This is a genomic window from Streptomyces sp. R28 (assembly GCF_041052385.1).
Taxonomy (GTDB): Bacteria; Actinomycetota; Actinomycetes; order Streptomycetales; family Streptomycetaceae; genus Streptomyces.
Window position 1 is genome coordinate 3,503,941 of the sequence record NZ_CP163439.1, and the last position, 18,526, is coordinate 3,522,466.

An 18,526-nucleotide genomic window follows, 5' to 3' on the forward strand; every position below is an offset into this window, starting at 1 on the left:
CTGTGCTCGCGCATGTCGACTTAGGCAGGTTGAGGGTGATCACTCTTTTCAGCTGAAGCTGAAATGGGGGATTACGCGTAAGGTGCGTTTTAGCCCCGAGGTGACGTTCAACCTGCAAGCCCGACTGAAGATCGTACGACGTGCTCCGGTTGTGGGAGGGCAAGTCCGCAAACATCCACTAGTAGCTCAGCTGACAGGCCCTGAAACGTCGACCGCTGGCGAGGGGCGGGGGAGCTGGGCGACAACCATCGCAGCTCTGCCCGCCGGTCCTTAGATCGCCAGAGAGGTCACCGGGCACCAGCCCTTCGGAGCCTTCATACGTGGTTCAGCCGACACGCGTCGTCCACCCCTCTGCCGAATGCGTGTCGAAGGCGCCGCACGTCCGCGGTCGTCAGCCGAAGAACGTGAGGTCAGAGGGCATGCACCGGTGATCTCGCCAAGCGCCTTCTAAGCCCTCGCTCCGAGCCCCCCGACGCGCCCCAGCAGGCCCCTTCACGCCGCGTGGCTGGATCCGCGCCCTTGTTGGCGCTTCATGTACGTGTCACACAGTTGGTAAGCGGGGTGACTTGGGGGAGGGGACTCTGTATGTCCGTGCTGGGTGGCAATCGCGGTGAGCCGTCGGATTGGGCCATGAAGCGGTTTGGTCGGCATGCCGGCAGGCTGGTCGAGGCGATTCCGGAACAGCTGGCCAGGGCTCACGCGCGGGCTCATGCCGTTCACCTCACCGCAAGGCTGAAGAAGCGCAGTCCTTACGGCGTCACCCTGGCCGAGGCAGTGCGCGAGAATCTCGCGGACACGGCGCGTGAGCTGGACGAAGCCGTGCGCGACGTGCGCGGGTACGAGTACGCCGTCATCAACGACCACGCGCTCTTCCCCTTTAAATACGCCGACCGCCCCAGGCCCCTCGAACGTGCGCGGCTGGCGGCCAATGCTTCCCCCACGCGCAGGAGGATGCTCCTGAGCCACGGGCCGGAGCCGCAAGACGTCCTCTTCCCTCTTGGCGACGAGCTCACCACCGAGGAATACGAGGATCTGCACGAGACCTTCGAGGCCCTCGGCGCCTCCACGAAGCTCGTGTGCCTGTTCTTCACAGCCGACCCAGAGAACGGCATCCACGTCATCCACTGGGGAGACGCCCACCTCGAACCCGACCGCACCTTCACCTGGCTCCACAGCGAGCAGCTGCGAGTGGCGCCCCAGCCGCTTGAGTGAGCAGTCCCGATCCTGGGCCGTCTCTGGGCCGTGCGAGGGCGCCCGAGGCCGACCAACGACGACCGACAGTGACAGTCGAGCGAGAGCCGCCAGCCACGAACCCCCAGGTCACAGCCCCCCGACCAAACGGGTTACCACCCAAGGGTGGACCTCAGGCAAGATGGGGCGCTTCTTTCCGCCGGGCGGCCGCGCTGCCTGGATGTCCTGGGGGGACTTGCGTGATCATCGCTGTATCGGACGGGCACGACCCGGCCTACCAGCTCCAGACGAGCCTGCTCACGCTGATCTTTGGTATAGCGCTCATCAGTGTCGGACGGATGCTGCGGCGGACCGGACGGCTGCCTGCGTATCTCGACTTCAGACAGAAGGCGTTGGGCTCGCTGGCGCCGCAAGAGGGCAGGAGTGCCGGCGTCGGAAGGCTCGGCGCAGCCATGATCGCCGTGGGCGGGATCTTCCTCTTCGGTACCGCCTGCCTCATACTCGGCGCGCTGGGCGTGCTCGGTCCGTGAGGACAGGCTCTGGGGGAGCCACGCCAGCTTCAGGGTGAGTGTCTAACTGCATGACAACGCCGACGGACAGCGGCGGACGAGCTCGGAACACCTGCGGACCACCGCAGCAGATGCGCCATCTGCCAGGCCACACGCCCTCTACGGCCCCGCCTACTCCACTGGCAGGCCGGGGCCTCTGTGGTGACGGCCCGTGAAGGGGATTTAGCCGCGTGTGGAGGGCACAACGAGGGCACAACGTCCTCACGCAGGTTCAACGGCTGCCAACGCCACCAAACGCTATTTGCCCTGGTCAGCTACGTATCTTGACACTCTCCGCAGATCATGCGCGAAAGGGCGGCACCCCCGCACAGGGTGCCGCCCTCTCTTCGTGCACCGGAACCGCCGCCCATCGGTACTGAGGGTCGGGGACGGACGACGGCTCCGGAGTCGGGGGAGGTCAGCGGTGGTCGCTGCCCTCCGACTGGGTCGCGGCCCGGCCCGCCTCGAGGCGCGCCACCGGGATCCGGAACGGCGAGCAGGAGACGTAGTCCAGTCCCACCTCGTGGAAGAAGTGGACCGACTCCGGGTCACCGCCGTGCTCACCGCAGACGCCGAGCTTGAGGTCGGGACGGGTCTTGCGGCCCGCCTCCGCGGCCAGCTTCACGAGGGAGCCGACTCCGTCCTTGTCGATCGTCTCGAACGGGGAGACACCGAAGATGCCCTTCTCCAGGTACGCCGTGAAGAACGAGGCCTCCACGTCGTCCCGGCTGAAGCCCCACACCGTCTGGGTGAGGTCGTTCGTGCCGAAGGAGAAGAACTCCGCCGCCTCCGCGATCTGACCGGCGGTCAGCGCGGCACGCGGGAGCTCGATCATCGTGCCGATGGACAACTTCAGCTGCACACCCGTCGCCGCCTCGACCTCCGCGACGACCTGGTCGGCCTCCTCGCGGACGATCTCCAGCTCCTGGACCGTGCCGACGAGCGGGATCATGATCTCGGCACGCGGGTCGCCCTTGGCGTTCTTGCGCTCGGCGGCCGCTTCCGCGATCGCGCGGACCTGCATCGTGAACAGGCCGGGGATGACCAGGCCCAACCGCACACCGCGCAGACCCAGCATCGGGTTCTGCTCGTGCAGCCTGTGCACGGCCTGGAGCAGCCGCAGCTCGTTCTCGTGCGGCTCCTGGCGGGACTCGGCGAGGGCCACGCGGACCGACAGCTCGGTGATGTCGGGCAGGAACTCGTGCAGCGGCGGGTCGAGGAGGCGGATCGTCACCGGCAGGCCGTCCATCGCCGAGAACAGCTCCACGAAGTCCTTCTTCTGCAGCGGGAGCAGTTCCTTCAGGGACTCCTCGCGCTCGGCCTCCGTGTCGGCCAGGATCAGGCGCTCGACCAGCTCACGGCGGTCGCCGAGGAACATGTGCTCGGTACGGCACAGACCGATGCCCTGGGCGCCGAAGCGACGGGCGCGCAGCGCGTCCTCGGCGTTGTCCGCGTTGGCGCGTACTCGCAGGCTCCGCTTGCGGTCGGCGAACGCCATGATCCGGTGCACGGCCGCGACCAGCTCGTCGGCGTCGCTGGCGCCCGCGTGCATCCGGCCCTCGAAGTACTCCACGACCGGGGACGGGACGACGGGCACCTCACCGAGGTACACCTTGCCGCTGGAGCCGTCGATGGAGATGACGTCGCCCTCCTCCACGACGTGCCCGCCGGGCACCGTCATCCGGCGCCGCTTGGTGTCGACCTCCAGCTCCTCGGCACCGCACACACAGGTCTTGCCCATGCCGCGGGCGACCACGGCCGCGTGGGACGTCTTGCCGCCACGGCTGGTCAGAATGCCCTCGGCGGCGATCATGCCGTCCAGGTCGTCGGGGTTGGTCTCCCGGCGCACCAGGATGACCTTCTCACCGGAACGCGACCACTTCACGGCGGTGTACGAGTCGAAGACCGCCTTGCCGACCGCCGCACCCGGCGACGCCGCGATGCCCCGGCCGACCTGCTCGACCTTGGCCTCCTCGTCGAACTTCGGGAACATCAGCTGGGCGAGCTGGGCGCCGTTGACGCGCTGGAGCGCCTCCGCCTCGTCGATCAGGCCCTGGTCCACCAGCTGGGTCGCGATACGGAAGGCGGCGCCCGCCGTGCGCTTGCCGACGCGGGTCTGGAGCATCCACAGCTGACCGCGCTCGATGGTGAACTCGATGTCGCAGAGGTCCTTGTAGTGGTTCTCCAGCGTCTCCATGATCTGCATCAGCTGGTCGTACGACTTCTTGTCGATCGTCTCCAGCTCCGCCAGCGGGACGGTGTTGCGGATGCCCGCCACCACGTCCTCGCCCTGGGCGTTCTGGAGGTAGTCGCCGTAGACGCCCTGGTGGCCGGAGGCGGGGTCACGGGTGAAGGCGACGCCGGTGCCCGAGTCCGGGCCCAGGTTGCCGAAGACCATGGAGCAGACGTTGACGGCCGTGCCCAGGTCGCCGGGGATGCGCTCCTGGCGGCGGTAGAGCTTGGCGCGGTCGGTGTTCCAGGAGTCGAAGACCGCGTGGATGGCGAGGTCCATCTGCTCGCGCGGGTCCTGCGGGAAGTCCCGGCCGGCCTCCTTCTTCACGATCTTCTTGAAGGCGGTGACCAGCTTCTTCAGGTCGGCGGCCTCAAGGTCGGTGTCGACCGTGACCTTCTTGGCCTCCTTGGCCTTGTCGAGGGCGTCCTCGAAGAGCTCGCCGTCGACGCCGAGGACGGTCTTGCCGAACATCTGGATGAGGCGGCGGTAGGAGTCCCAGGCGAACCGCTCGTCGCCGGCCTGGTCGGCGAGGCCCTTCACGGACTTGTCGGAGAGCCCGATGTTGAGGACCGTGTCCATCATTCCGGGCATCGAGAACTTGGCGCCGGAACGGACCGAGACCAGCAGGGGGTTGTCGGCCTGGCCGAGCTTCTTGCCCATCTTCGTCTCGAGGGCGTCGAGGTGCGCACTCACCTCGTCACGCAGTGCCGCGGGCTCCTCGCCACTGTCGAGGTAGACCTTGCAGGCTTCTGTCGTGATCGTGAAGCCGGGGGGAACGGGGAGTCCCAGGTTGGTCATCTCGGCGAGGTTCGCGCCCTTGCCACCCAGGAGGTCCTTGAGGTCCTTGTTTCCCTCGGTGAAGTCGTAAACGAACTTCGCTACGTGGGGTTCTTTGTTTTCCGACACGGTCTCGACTCCCTCGAGGACGCGGTGGCTGCCCTGACGGCGAGGAACATACCCAGATCGAAGGCGCCTGGGTATGTCTACTCACGCGTCATGCGCCTGTAACCACCCGTCCGCCAGTGGATCGAAAGTCAAAGCTTGGCAAGCCGAGACGGGCGGATGTTTTCACTTCTTGAACGCAAGAGCGCCCAGGGGTGCGGGTTTTCGCTCAGATGAGCAGCCTTACCGCACGCTTGATTTCGATCGATGAACGATCAAAGGGTGGCACCGAGTGCCACCCTTTGGAGAAGTGCAGCCGCTCAAGATCCGCTCATCTGAGCGGAGCCCTTATCAAGGGTGGCGAGAATCACGCTGCCACAGCCCACGGGATTTCACCATGCGGACGTGCGCCCGGGACGGAAACGTGCCCGTCACACACCGGGTGCGCACGACCGTCACACACCCAGCGCGACCAGCCGTTCTTCCACCCGCTCGGGCGCGTGCAAAGGCTCCACGACCAACGCCCCGGCCCCTACCGGGCCGGCCCCCTCCACTGCCGCGAGGTGCGAGGTCCAGATGAGCGGTGGAGCGCGGCAGCGCCCGCCGGCACAGCAACTCGCGTACGCCGGTCAGGACGGGAGTTCCGGCCAGATCCCCCGGCGATCGCCACCACCCGTGCCGTCCGGGACGGAACCGCGCGCCGTCGGGCACCCGGCGCCAACGCCCCTCACACACCCAGCGCGACCAGCCGTTCTTCCACCCGCTCGGGCGCGTACAGATGCTCCACGACCAGCGCCCCGGCCCCCACCAGCCCGGCCCGCTCCCCCAGTCGCGACGTCACCACATCCAGATGAGCGGTCGAACGCGGCAGCGCCCGCTGGTACAGCAACTCCCGCACACCGGTGAGGAAGGGTGTTCCGGCCAGATCCCCGGCGATCATCAGCACCCCGGGGTTGAGCAGCGTCACGACGGTCGCCAGTACGTCCCCGACCTGCCGCCCGGCCTCCCGCGCCAGTGCGGCCGCCCCCGGGTGCCCGGACGCCAGCAGGTCCCGCACGTCCGATCCGGAGGCCGCGGGCACGCCCTCCTCGGCCAGCCGCCGGGCCACGGCGCCACCACTGGCGACGGCGGCCAGGCAGCCGTACGAACCGCACCGGCACCGCGCGTCGGTGCCCACCCGGATGTGCCCGAGATCGCCCGCGCCGCCGTCGATGCCCCGGTACACCGAGCCGTTGACGACAACCCCCGCCCCGATGCCGGTCGACACCTTGACCAGCACGAACGCCGAGCAGCCCGGGTATCCGGTGCGCTGTTCGCCGTACGCCATGAGGTTGGCGTCGTTGTCGACGAGGACCGGCAGCGGCCCGGCCCCCGTGTGCTCACTGAAGGCTCTGGCCAGGCGGCCGCGTATGTCGTAGCCGTCCCAGCCCGGCATGATCGGCGGCTGGACGACCCGGCCGGTCTCGCTGTCCACCGGCCCCGGCACCGCGAGCCCGATGCCGCCCACCTCGTCGACCCGGCGCCCGGTCTTCTCCAGCAACTCGGCGAACCAGCGCCCGAGCTCGCCCAGCACCGCGTCCGGCCCGTCCTCGATGACCAGCGTGCCACCGTGCTCGGCGAGGATCTCGCCGGTCAGGGACAGTACGGCGGCGCGCGCGTGCCGGGTGTCCAGGTCGGCGGCGAGGACGACCGCGTGCGCGTCGTCGAACTCCAGGGTGATGGAGGGGCGGCCGCCCAGCGGGGAGCCCACGGGGCCGCCCGCGCCCTCGCGCAACCAGCCCGCCCGGAAGAGGCGGTCGAGGCGCTGGCCGACGGTGGCACGGGAGAGTCCGGTGGCCTGCTGGAGGGCGCCGCGCGTGGTGGCGCGCCCACTGCGCACGAGTTCGAGCAGGTCCCCCGCGCCGGCCTGACCGCCGCTTTTCGTCGCCCTGCCCGTCCGCCCCGGCTGCCCAGTCATGCGCACCCCCTTGTGTTTCTCAACCCTGCATTACATATTGAGTTTTGCGTGTTAAATAGACGTAACCCTACGGTAGCCATGACCGAACAGGTCAGCCGGACGTCTTTCGGGGAGCCCCGAGTGGATCGCACTGCCCAGCTCACAGCCCGTCGCGCCGAGCGTGACATTGCATACGATCCGCCGCCTGTGCCGGATGCGCTGCACGTCAGGGCCGCCCGGGTACTGGAGGCCAACTGGACCGGCACCTCGACGGTCCCCTCGCGCGGCCTGTATCCGCACCAGTGGTCCTGGGACTCGGCGTTCATCGCGATCGGCCTGCGGCACCTGTCGCCGCTGCGGGCGCAGACGGAGCTGGAGACGCTGCTCGGCGCCCAGTGGGGTGACGGGCGTATCCCGCACATCGTCTTCAACCCCTCCGTGCCGCTCGACGCCTACTTCCCGAGCCCCGACTTCTGGCGCTCCTCGACCGCGGGGCGCGCTGCGGGCGCCCCGCGCACCGTACAGACCTCCGGCATCGTGCAGCCACCGGTGCACGCGCTGGCGGCCTGGCTGGTGCACCGCGCCGACCCGGGACTGTCCCGGGCGCGCGGCTTCCTCACCCGGATGTATCCCCGCCTGGCCGCCTGGCACCGCTATCTGCTGCACCGGCGCGACCTCGGCGGAGGCGGCCTCGCGTCCGTCGTGCACCCCTGGGAACAGGGTATGGACAACAGTCCCTGCTGGGATGCGCCGCTGAGCAGGGTCACGCCCACCCCCGCCCGCTCCTTCCGCCGCGCCGACCTCGACCACGGCGCCCCCGAGGACCGGCCGACCGATCTGGACTACGGGCGGTACGTACGCCTGGCGACGGAGTACCGGGACGGCGGGTACGCCGACGGGGCGGGCGACTTCGCGGTCGAGGACCCGGCGTTCAACGCCCTGCTCATCGCCTCCGAGCACGCGCTGGCCCGGATCGCACAGGAGCTGGGGGCGACGGGCACGGCCCGGCACGCGCGCGCCGAGCGGCTGACGGCGGCGCTGATCGAGCGGATGTGGGACCCGGCGGAGGGGATGTTCTTCTGCCGTGACGTGCGGAGCGAGGGCGTGCACGGCGGCGGGCCGGCCGGGGCGCTGATCCCCGAGCGCAGCGTCTCCGGCCTGATCCCCCTCCTCCTGCCCACCCTCCCGCCCGACATCGCCGCCACCCTGGCCCGCACCGCACACGGCCCGCACTTCGGCCTCGGCCACACGACCCGCCTCGCCCCGTCGTACGACCTCCTCGGCGAGGCCTTCGACCCGCACCGCTACTGGCGCGGCCCGGCCTGGTTCAACACCGCCTGGCTGCTGGAGCGCGGCCTGCGCACGCACGGCGAGCGGGAGCGGGCCGACGCCCTGCGCACGGCGGTGCTGGACCTCGCCGCCGCCACCGATTTCGCCGAGTACGTGGACCCGTACACCGGCGAGGCCTGCGGAGCCACCGGCTTCGGCTGGACCGCCGCGCTGGCGCTCGACCTGCTGCACGACGCGCCCGCATGGGACACGCACACGCACACCCACACGCACGACGCCACGGAACGCGCAGTCAATGAGCTCAAGGGAGGGGACCAGGGATGACGGACCGGCATCATCTGCTCGTGTACGGGGGGACGTTCGCCGCCGTGGGCGACGGCGGGGACATCAGCGGCGTGCGGGGCGTCGGCTCTCCGGACGGGTTATTCGTACGCGACGCCCGGCACCTGACCCGCTGGCAGCTCACCGTCGACGGGGCCGTGCCCGAGGCACTCAGCCCGGTCGCCGACGGCGACACCACCCGCTGTGTCCTGGTCCCACGCGGTGGCCGCAACGAGCCACCCGCCTACACCCTCTTCCGTGAACAGGCCGTCGGCGACGGCTCGTTCATCGAGTCCCTGCGCGTGACCAGCAACCGCCCGGTGCCCACGACGATCCGCCTCGCCGTCACCGCGGACGCCGACTTCACCGACCAGTTCGAGCTGCGCTCCGACCACCGCACGTACGCCAAGACCGGCGCCACCCGCTCCCGCCAAGTCCTCGATCACGGCGTGGAGTTCACCTACCAGCGAGGTGAATGGCGCTCGATCACGTCCGTGACGGCCGACCCCGCCCCCGACGCCGTCGAGGAGACGGGCACCGGCGCCCGCCGTCTGGTCTGGACCCTGGAGCTCGACCCGCACGGCACGGCAGAGCTGACCCTGAGGGTGATGGCCCGCCCGCACGGCGACAAACGCCCGCTGCGGGTACCCCGCTCCCCCGCCGCCCTGTCTTCCCAACTCCTGGCTCTGGAGGGCGAGTTCGTGGAGGGCGTGGCCTTCCCGACCGGCTGGCCCGAGCTGGCCGCCGCCTGTGCCCGCGGCCTCGCCGACCTGGCCTCGCTCCAGGTCCCGGCGACGGGCCCCGACGGCGAGGAGCTCCGCGTCCCGGCCGCCGGAGCCCCCTGGTTCCTGACCCTCCTGGGCCGAGACGCCCTCCTCACCTCCCTCTTCGCCCTCCCCTACCGCCCCCACCTGGCCGCGGCCACCCTCCCCGCGCTGGCCGCGACGCAGGCGACCGAGATCGGCGCCGATGCCGTCTCCCAGCCCGGCAAGATCGTGCACGAGGTACGGCACGGCGAGCTGGCGCACTTCGGGCAGGTGCCGTACGGCCGTTACTACGGCTCGGTGGACGCGACGCCGCTGTTCCTGATCCTGCTGGGCGCGTACGCCGAGCACACGGCCGACACGACCCTGGCCCGCCGCCTCGAACCCCACGCCCGCGCGGCCATCGGCTGGATGCTGGACCACGGCGGCCTGACCTCGCGCGGCTACCTGGTCTACCGCGCCGACCAGGGCGGCCTCGCCAACCAGAACTGGAAGGACTCCCCCGGCGCCATCTGCTCGGCCGACGGCACCCGCCCCGCCGGGCCGGTGATGGCGGCGGGCGCCCAGGGCTACGCCTACGACGCCCTGCGCCGCACGGCGTGGCTGGCCCGCACGGTCTGGCGGGACGAGACCTACGCGGCGCTCCTGGAACAGGCGGCGGCCGACCTGCGCGACCGCTTCCAGCAGGACTTCTGGATGCCGGAGCACTCGTTCCCCGCTCTGGCGCTGGACGGCGAGGGCCGGCAGGTGGACGCACTCGCCTCGGACGCGGGGCATCTGCTCTGGTCCGGCCTGCTGGACAAGGAGTACGGAGAGCTGGTGGGCCGCCGCCTCCTCGAACCCGACTTCTTCTCGGGCTGGGGCGTACGCACCCTGGCCTCCGGCCAACCGGCCTACCATCCCCTCTCCTACCACCGAGGCTCGGTCTGGCCGCACGACAACGCCCTGATCACCCTGGGCCTGGCCCGCTACGGCCTGCACGACGAGGCCCGCACGGTGGCCCACGCCCTGGTCGACGCGGCGACGACCAGCGGCCACCGCCTGCCGGAGGTCATCGCCGGGTACGGCCGCGACACGCACGCGGAACCGGTGCCGTACCCGCACGCGTGCGTACGCGAATCCCGCTCGGCGGCGGCCCCGTTGGCACTGCTGACGGCGGTGGGAGGCGCGTAGCGGTGTGACTGCGGGGCGGCTGAGGGGTGGCTGCGGGGCAGTTGGCCTGGCGTTTGCCGAGCGTTTGCCGAGCGCTGGGGCGGCGGGGCTGAACACGGGCTGAGGGCCGGCCGTACGGATGGACGGCGGGCCCGGGCGGGTCCGAGGAGGTGCGGGAACGCACCCGCACCTCCTCGGACCCGCCACCTCCCCAGCGAGGCCCGCCGCACCACTCCACCAGGGGCCTCGCACGGAAGGACCTTCGGGTGCCCGTCTTCACGCGCCTACGTCAACTGCCCGGCAAGAACGACGACTTGACCGACGAGGCACCCGTCAGCGAGGCCACCGCAGAGACACCGCCGACCGACGACGCGGCACCGACAGCCCTCCGCGCCTGGCACACCTGGCGTACCACCTACCTCCCCTGGACCCTCACCGCCCTCGCCGCCGTCCTCATCTACGTCTGCCTGCAGATGCCGAACACCCTCGGCAACCTCAAGCCCAGGGAGTTCACCCGCCTCCCCGCGGAAGCGATCATCGGCGCCGCCGTACTCCTCAGCCTCCCCCGCCGCCCCCGCGTGATCGTCGCGGCGACATCCGGCGCCGCCCTGGGCGCCCTGACCGCCCTGAACATCCTCGACATCGGCTACAACGAGTTCCTGGGCCGGCACTTCAACATCATCCTGGACTGGGAACTCCTCGACGACGCCCAGTCGTACCTGAAGGACTCCCTCGGCGGCACGACCACACTCCTCCTCACGATCGGCGTCATCCTCCTCGTCATCGCACTGATCGCCCTGGTGGCCCTGGCCACAGTCCGCATGGCCAACCTCCTGGCCCGCCACAAAACCCCCGCGTCCAAGGGCGCCCTGATGGCCGGCACCGTCTGGATCACCTGCACGGCGTTCGGGCTGCAGGTCGCCGGCGTGCCGATCGCCGCGGACCACACCGCCGGTGTCATCAAGGTCCACGCACACCGGGCGATGGACACCCTCCGCGACGAGGCGGCGTTCGCGAGGGACGCGAAGTCCGACACGTTCGGCAACACACCACCCGACCAACTGCTACCCGACCTGCGCGGCAAGGACGTCCTGTTCACCTTCATCGAGAGCTACGGCCGCAGCGCACTGACGGACCCGCAGATCGCACCCGGCGTCACGAGCACCCTCGACACCAGCACCGAGGCCCTCGCGAAGGCGGGCTTCCACGCGAAGAGCGGCTGGCTGACGTCGGCGACGTACGGCGGCAGCAGCTGGCTGGGCCACTCCACCACCCTGTCCGGCCTGTGGATCGACAACCAGCAGCGCTACCGCACCGTCATGGCCAGTGACCACCTCAGCCTCACCAAGGCCTTCCAGAAGACCGGCGACTGGGACACGGTCGGCGTCATGCCCGGCGTACAGAAGGGCTGGCCGGAACAGAAGTACTACGGCCTCGACAAGGTCTACAACGCCTTCCAACTCGGCTACAAGGGGCCCAAGTTCAGCTGGTCGACCATGCCCGACCAATACGCCCTCGAAGCCTTCCAGCGCCAGGTCCACAGCAAGAAGCGCGACAAGCCCCTGATGGCGGAGATCATCCTGACGTCCAGCCACCAGCCCTGGGCGCCGATCCCGAAGGTGGTCGACTGGGACACCCTGGGCGACGGCTCGCTCTTCAAGCCCATCCAGAAGTCCGGCACCAAGCCGTCGGACATCATCTCCGACTCCACCCGCTCCAAGCAGGAGTACGGCAAGTCGATCTCGTACTCGGTCACCAGCCTCACCCAGTGGCTGGAGCGCTACGGCACCGACGACACCGTCCTGGTCTTCCTGGGCGACCACCAGCCGATGTCCCGCGTCAGCGGCACCAAGGCCAGCCGTGACGTACCGATCTCGATCGTCGCCAAGGACCCCAGGCTGCTGGACAAGATCGCCGCCTGGAACTGGACGGACGGCCTCCAGCCCGCCCCCAAGGCCCCCGTCTGGAAGATGAGCTCCTTCCGCGACCGCTTCCTGACGGCATACGGCTCGACCCCCGACCCGTCGAACTAGCACCAACGCCGTGTAGTCAGGGTCGGCGTTGCTGTGTCAAGCCGGGACCGTCCCGTTCGAGATGGTCGACGAGGTGCTGGCCGAGACCGGCAGGACACAGCAGCGGATACGCGACCTTCCCTCGCGTGTGGTCGGATACCTGCTGCTGGCCGGGCCCCTGTTCCCCGGGACCGGCTGGCATCAGGTGCGGCAACGGCTGACGGCCGGTCTGGACCTGGCCGCCGGAGTCGGCACTGTGGGAGCCTGGTGGCGGGGTCTGCTCGCCTGCGGTGCGGGATACCCCTCGCTCCGTCTGCTGGTCCTGGTGTCCTGCGGCACCCGTACCGTCTTGGACCGTCCTGCACGCAGTGTGCGGGCCGACCACGAACAGGGAAACGTTCTACGCTCCGAGCCTGGTCCGCAGCTTGCGCAAGGGAATGATCGTTCTGCTGGATCGGAGCTTCGCCGTCCAGGCACTGGTCGAGGCGATCACCGAGACGGGCGCGCACGTCCTGGTCCGTGTGAAATCACCGTCAGCACCTCCCAGGGGCGCCGCACCGGCGCCTATCGTCTCGTCACGACCCTGACCGATTCCCACGCGCACCCCGCCGCCGAGTTGATCAGGCTCTACCACGAGCGAGGGGAGGTCGAGACCTCCTACCTGGAAATCAAGTCCACCCTTCCGGGGAAGTCTTCGCACTGCTGGTCACCTACCAGGTCCTGCGACTGGCCATGGCTTCAACGACACAGTCGTCGATCTCGTCGGCACCATAGGCCGCCGGGTCCTGGGCGGCCTCATGCCCGCCCGACGGATCCGCACTCGGCCACGCGTCGTCAAACGCGCCCTCTCGAAGTACTGGACACTCGGCGCCAACTACACGGCGTTGTCACCAAGGCCCGTGACGGAGGACCGTCAAGAAACCATCTGCCTTTCATCGGTGGCGCCCACTTTTTGTTATCGCCCGCTGCGTATCACGTCTCCATACGTAGGCACCGTCCCCCCACGAGAGCCGAGGAACAACGCAGTGACACATCGGATCAGTCGGCGCAGCATGCTCAAGGCCGCGGGAGCGGCGACCGGCGCGGTCGGTGTCGGTATCGGCACGGGCGTGGCCGCCTCCCCGGCGACGGCGGCGGACAAGCCCTTCGCGCACCCAGGAATGCTCCACACCCGGGCCGATCTCGAGCGCATGGCCGCCAAGGTGAAAGCGGGCGCAGCCCCCTACACGGCGGGTTTCGCCAAGCTCACCGCCAACCGCCACTCGCAGAGCACATGGCGGCCCAACCCGCAGGTGATCGTGGCCCGGGGAGGGAGCGATGTCCAGAACTACCCGATCCTCTACAACGACATCCACGCCGCGTACCAGAACGCGCTGCGCTGGAAGATCACCGGCGACACCGCACACGCCGACACCGCGCGGGACATCTGCAACGCCTGGTCGGGGACGTCGAAGGGCATCGGCGGAGGCACCGACGTCGCGCTCCTGGCGGGCATCTACGGGTACCAGTTCGCCAACGTCGGCGAGCTCATGCGCGGCTACCCCGGCTTCGACCTGGCCCGTTTCCAGGACATGCTGGTCACCTACTTCTACCCGATGAACCACCGCTTCCTGAACCGCGAGACCAATTGCTGGGGCCACTACTGGGCGAACTGGGACCTGTGCTCCATGGCCTCGCTCATGGCCATCGGGATCCTCTGCGACGACCGGGCCAAGTTCAACGAGACGGTGGACTACTTCCACCACGGTGCAGGCAACGGCTCGCTGGCCAACGCGATCCCCTACGTCTACGACGACCTGGGCCTGGCCCAGTGGCAGGAGAGCGGGCGCGACCAGGCCCACAGCATGATGGGCATCGGCCTGATGGGCACCATCTGCGAGATGGCCTGGAACCAGGGCGTCGACCTCTACGCCGCGGACGACTCCAAGTTCCGCAAGGCGTGCGAGTACGTCGCCCGGTACAACCTCGGCTACGACGTGCCGTACACCACCTACACCTGGACAAACGGCGCGCACTGCGTGCCAACGGAGCAGACCGTCATAGCCGAGGGCGGCCGTGGCCAGGAGCGCCCGGTCTGGGAGCGGGTCTACAACCACTACGCCATCAGGCGCGGCATGGCCATGCCGAACACCGGCGCCATGGTGGCCCGCAGCAGGCGCAAGGGCGGCGGCGACCACGGTCCCGAGGGAGGCGGCGGCGACTACGGTCCGAACAGCGGCGGATTCGACGAACTCGGCTTCGGCACACTGGCGTTCACCCGGGACAAGGCCAGCGCGGCAGAGTCGGCAGCCACGCCGTCCGGGTCGGCGCCGACGCCTGCCGCCAAGACCGGTTCCTCCGGGTCGTCCAGCTCCTCCGGGTCATCCGGTTCATCCGGCTCGTCCGGGGACTCCGCCGCCGAGCCGCCCTCCGACCCCAGCGCCCAGGCCGGTAAGAGCGACGGCGATCTGGCCGCCACCGGTTCCTCCGACCTCCCGCTGTGGACGGCCGCGAGCGGCGTCACCGCCCTCGTCGGCGGTCTCCTCCTGCTCCGCCGCCGCGGCCGGGCCGCCGCGACACCGAGTGACACCGAGGAGTGACATCGCGAAGTGAGACCGCGGAGTGAGACCGCGGAATGAGACCGCGGAATGAGGCCGGGAGTGACACCACCCGGACCGCCGGTTGCGTACGCGTACCGGCGACGGTGTCCCGGGCCCTGCTGACCCGCTGGCCGCGGCGGTGGCTCCGCCCTCTCCACGAGACGGCGGAGCCACCCCGCGCGAGCACCCCTCAGGCGCTCTCGACCAGGAGGTCGCCACCCTCCACCTGCTGGATCGGGTTGATGGCCGGCCGGGACACCTTGCCGGCCTTCGGGGCGGTGATCCGACCCCAACCGCCGGGCCGAGGACGGACACCCCCCGGCGCGGCCCCGACCCACAACGCACCCCCAGGCGCTACGCGCTCCCCGTCCCACCCGCAGGCGCTACGCGGACCCGTCCCCCCGCACAGGCCGCCGCAGGCATCCCCCGCCCAACCGCCGGAGGCACCCCGCACCCCCTCAGCCCCCGGACGTATCCAGCTCCGCGTCCTCGCTCACACCCGCGCAGTCGTACGGATCCTTCAGCCACCCGTCCGGCAGCACCACCCGGTTGTTGCCGGACGTACGGCCACGGGGCCCGTCGGCCCCGGCCGGCCAAGGCTGATCCAGGTCCAACTCATCCAGTCCGGAACGGAGTTCCGCCAGCGACGACGTGATCGCCAGCCGCTTGCGCATCTCGGAGCCGACCGCGAAGCCCTTCAGGTACCAGGCGACGTGCTTGCGGAAGTCGATGACACCGCGCGCCTCGTCGCCGATCCACTCGCCGAGCAGTGTGGCGTGCCGCACCATGACGTCGGCGACCTCACGGAGCGCGGGCCGAGCGATGTCTTCCGCCCGCCCCTCGAACGCCGCGACCAGATCCGAGAACAGCCACGGCCGCCCCAGGCACCCGCGCCCGACGACCACCCCGTCGCAGCCGGTCTCCCGCACCATCCGCACCGCGTCCTCGGCCGACCAGATGTCGCCGTTGCCGAGCACCGGGATCTCCGGCACATGCTCCTTCAGCCGCGCGATGGCGTCCCAGTCCGCCGTGCCACCGTAGTGCTGGGCGGCGGTACGGCCGTGCAGCGCGATGGCCGTCACCCCCTCCTCGACGGCGATCCGCCCCGCGTCGAGGTAGGTGATGTGATCGTCGTCGATGCCCTTGCGCATCTTCATCGTGACCGGCAGGTCACCCGCCCCGCTGACCGCCTCCCGCAGAATCGCCCGCAGCAGATTCCGCTTGAACGGCAGCGCGGACCCGCCACCCTTGCGCGTTACCTTCGGCACCGGGCACCCGAAGTTCAGGTCGATGTGGTCGGCCAGCCCCTCCTCCGCGATCATGCGGACGGCCTTGCCGACAGTGGAAGGGTCGACCCCGTACAGCTGGATCGAACGAGGCTTCTCAGTCTCGTCGAAGTGAATCAGCTGCATGGTCTTCTCGTTGCGCTCGACCAGCGCCCGGGTCGTGATCATCTCGCTGACGAACAACCCCTTGCCTCCACTGAACTCACGGCACAGCGTCCGGAACGGCGCGTTCGTGATCCCGGCCATGGGGGCCAGGACGACAGGCGGCTGCACGGTGTGTGGACCGACCTGAAGGGGCGAGACGACGGGCGAGACGGTCATGGACATCCCCCCATTCTCACGCACCGGACGCACTGCGGCGAAATTCATTAGTTAGGCGTACTATTCAAGAATGCCGGAGCTCAGCCCTCGCCGCCGACTGCTGGTCCTCGCGATCTGCTGCATGAGCCTGCTGATCGTGAGCCTCGACACCACGGCCCTCAACGTCTCCCTGCCCGCCATGCAGCGGGACCTCGGCGCCAGCACGTCGGGCCTGCAGTGGACGATCGACGCGTACACCCTCGTCCTCGCCTCGCTGCTCATGCTGGCCGGCTCCACGGCGGACAGAGTCGGCCGCAAGCGCGTCTTCATGGCGGGCCTCGTCCTCTTCACCATCGGCTCGGCACTGTGCTCCGTCGCGCCGAACCTCGACTCGTTGATCGCCTTCCGGATGGTGCAGGCGGTGGGCGGTTCGATGCTCAACCCGGTCGCGATGTCGATCATCACCAACACGTTCACGGATCCGCGCGAGCGGGCGCGGGCGATCGGCGTGTGGGGTGCGGTGGTCGGCATCTCGATGGCCGCGGGTCCGCTGGTCGGCGGCCTGCTGGTGGACTCGGTGGGCTGGCGCGCGATCTTCTGGGTCAACCTGCCGGTGGGACTCGCCGCCCTTCTGCTCACCCTCCGCCACGTCCCTGAGTCCCGCGCCCCCAAGGCCCGCCGCCTCGACCCGGTGGGCCAGCTCCTGGTGATCGCGCTGTTCGGCTCACTGACGTACGCGATCATCGAGGCGCCGAACGCCGGGTTCGTAGCCGTCTCGCCGTTCGCGGCGATCGCCCTCTCGGCGCTCCTGACCCTCCTGTGGTACGAGCCGCGCCGCGCCGAACCCCTCATCGACCTGCGGTTCTTCCGGTCGGCGCCGTTCAGCGGGGCCACGCTGATCGCGATCGGCGCGTTCGCGGCGCTGGGCGGGTTCCTGTTCCTGTCGACGCTGTACCTGCAGAACGTACGCGGGCTGGACGCCCTGCACGCGGGGCTGTGGATGCTGCCGATGGCGGTGCCGACGTTCCTGTGCGCACCGTTGTCGGGGCGGCTGGTGGGGAGTCGGGGGCCGCGGGTCTCCTTGCTGATCGCGGGTTCCGCGATGACCGTCAGCTCCACGCTGTTCGCCCTGTTCGACGCCGAGACGTCGAACACCACCTTGTTCCTCGGCTACCTGCTGTTCGGCATCGGCTTCGGGTTCGTGAACGCACCGATCACGAATACGGCGGTGTCCGGGATGCCTCGGGCGCAGGCGGGGGTCGCCGCGGCGGTCGCCTCCACCAGTCGCCAGCTGGGACAGACGCTGGGCGTGGCGGTGATCGGCGCAGTGCTGGCCTCCGGGGTGGGGACGTCGTCGTACAAGGACGCGTTCGTCTCCGCCGCCGTGCCCGGATGGTGGATCCTCACCGGGTGCGGGCTCGCAGTCCTCGGGATCGGCGCGCTGACGAGTGGACGCTGGGCGCGCAGGACCGCCGAGCGGACCGCGGAGCGGCTGGACGCGGGCGAGGTGCGGGATGCCGTGGGGGTGCGCGGCTGAGCGCGGTCACGTCGTGGGCGTCTCCGTCCGGCGCTGAGGCCCGGCCGGGGGCGTCCCCCTGTCGTCGGTGAAGTCGAAGAGAGCGATCACGGCCACGCCGATGGCCAGCAACGCCACCGTGGCACCTCCGCCGGCGGAGACGGCCGCGAGGCGGGATGCGCCGAGCGCGGCCACCGTCAGGCCGGCGGCGAACCCCAGGACGAGGGAGATCAGGACACTGAACGCGAAAGCGATGAGCCTCTTCTGATTGGCGCTCACCGTTGCTCCTTCTTCTGAAGGTGGCCGGTGAGCGCGCGACAGCCTCGACCAGCCACCTGCGCATGCAGATGACGTGTACTCCTCGCCCCGTGCCGCGCCACTGGGCGCGGTCCTCTCAAGGAGTTGGTCGAGTTCTGTCGCACCAGCCCTGTGCGTCAGTCCTCAAAACGGGCCATGGGCCCGGTGGAACTTCCGTGCTGTTGGTGATCGATTCTCCCGCACTTCGCGAGAAACTCC

General features: G+C 69.8%; 11 protein-coding genes and 2 pseudogenes. 8 read left to right on the plus strand and 5 right to left on the minus strand.

Going from position 1 to position 18,526, the window contains the following annotated elements:
* Window positions 1–630: 630 nt before the first annotated feature.
* Both AB5J49_RS15465 and AB5J49_RS15470 read left to right on the plus strand, forming a co-directional pair.
* Window positions 631–1,212: a hypothetical protein gene (locus tag AB5J49_RS15465; protein WP_369169214.1), complete on the plus strand. Its 582-nt coding sequence runs from the start codon at window positions 631–633 to the stop codon at window positions 1,210–1,212.
* 218 nt (window positions 1,213–1,430) lie between these two features.
* Entirely contained in the window at window positions 1,431–1,721 is a 291-nt protein-coding gene (locus AB5J49_RS15470; RefSeq protein WP_369169215.1) for a hypothetical protein, read from the plus strand.
* Between the two features lie 436 nt (window positions 1,722–2,157).
* On the opposite strand, the gene ppdK is transcribed toward AB5J49_RS15470, so the two are convergent.
* From ppdK to AB5J49_RS15485, 3 genes and pseudogenes are all read right to left on the minus strand, one after another.
* Window positions 2,158–4,878, minus strand: coding sequence for a pyruvate, phosphate dikinase (ppdK, locus tag AB5J49_RS15475; protein ID WP_369169216.1), 2,721 nt, complete (start codon window positions 4,876–4,878; stop codon window positions 2,158–2,160).
* A gap of 431 nt (window positions 4,879–5,309) precedes the next feature.
* Window positions 5,310–5,511 (minus strand): annotated as a pseudogene (locus AB5J49_RS15480) (sugar kinase); the annotation flags it as partial.
* A gap of 70 nt (window positions 5,512–5,581) precedes the next feature.
* Complete coding sequence (locus AB5J49_RS15485) at window positions 5,582–6,811, minus strand: ROK family protein (RefSeq protein ID WP_369169217.1); 1,230 nt, start codon at window positions 6,809–6,811, stop codon at window positions 5,582–5,584.
* Window positions 6,812–6,931: 120 nt separating this feature from the next.
* Between AB5J49_RS15485 and AB5J49_RS15490 the strand changes: the two genes are divergently transcribed.
* The 5 genes and pseudogenes from AB5J49_RS15490 (at window position 6,932) to AB5J49_RS15510 (ending at window position 14,908) form a co-directional block, all read left to right on the plus strand.
* Window positions 6,932–8,404: a hypothetical protein gene (locus tag AB5J49_RS15490; RefSeq protein ID WP_369169218.1), complete on the plus strand. Its 1,473-nt coding sequence runs from the start codon at window positions 6,932–6,934 to the stop codon at window positions 8,402–8,404.
* A complete protein-coding gene (locus AB5J49_RS15495; protein ID WP_369169219.1) occupies window positions 8,401–10,338 on the plus strand; it encodes a glycogen debranching N-terminal domain-containing protein in 1,938 nt (645 codons plus the stop codon). The genes AB5J49_RS15490 and AB5J49_RS15495 overlap by 4 nt, the downstream gene beginning before the upstream one ends.
* 245 nt (window positions 10,339–10,583) lie before the next feature.
* Window positions 10,584–12,350, plus strand: coding sequence for a CDP-alcohol phosphatidyltransferase (locus AB5J49_RS15500; RefSeq protein WP_369169220.1), 1,767 nt, complete (start codon window positions 10,584–10,586; stop codon window positions 12,348–12,350).
* A 61-nt stretch (window positions 12,351–12,411) separates the two neighbouring features.
* Window positions 12,412–12,519 (plus strand): annotated as a pseudogene (locus AB5J49_RS15505) (transposase domain-containing protein); the annotation flags it as partial.
* Between the two features lie 835 nt (window positions 12,520–13,354).
* Entirely contained in the window at window positions 13,355–14,908 is a 1,554-nt protein-coding gene (locus tag AB5J49_RS15510) for an alginate lyase family protein (protein WP_369169221.1), read from the plus strand.
* 458 nt (window positions 14,909–15,366) lie between these two features.
* Here the strand turns inward: AB5J49_RS15510 and dusB are convergent, their stop codons facing one another.
* Window positions 15,367–16,515, minus strand: a complete 1,149-nt coding sequence (gene dusB, locus AB5J49_RS15515) for a tRNA dihydrouridine synthase DusB (RefSeq protein ID WP_369175144.1) — start codon at window positions 16,513–16,515, stop codon at window positions 15,367–15,369.
* A gap of 70 nt (window positions 16,516–16,585) precedes the next feature.
* Here dusB and AB5J49_RS15520 point away from each other — a divergent pair, with 70 nt between their 5' ends.
* A complete protein-coding gene (locus tag AB5J49_RS15520; protein WP_369169222.1) occupies window positions 16,586–18,031 on the plus strand; it encodes an MFS transporter in 1,446 nt (481 codons plus the stop codon).
* A gap of 6 nt (window positions 18,032–18,037) precedes the next feature.
* On the opposite strand, the gene AB5J49_RS15525 is transcribed toward AB5J49_RS15520, so the two are convergent.
* A complete protein-coding gene (locus tag AB5J49_RS15525) occupies window positions 18,038–18,289 on the minus strand; it encodes a hypothetical protein (RefSeq protein WP_369169223.1) in 252 nt (83 codons plus the stop codon).
* Window positions 18,290–18,526: the final 237 nt, after the last annotated feature.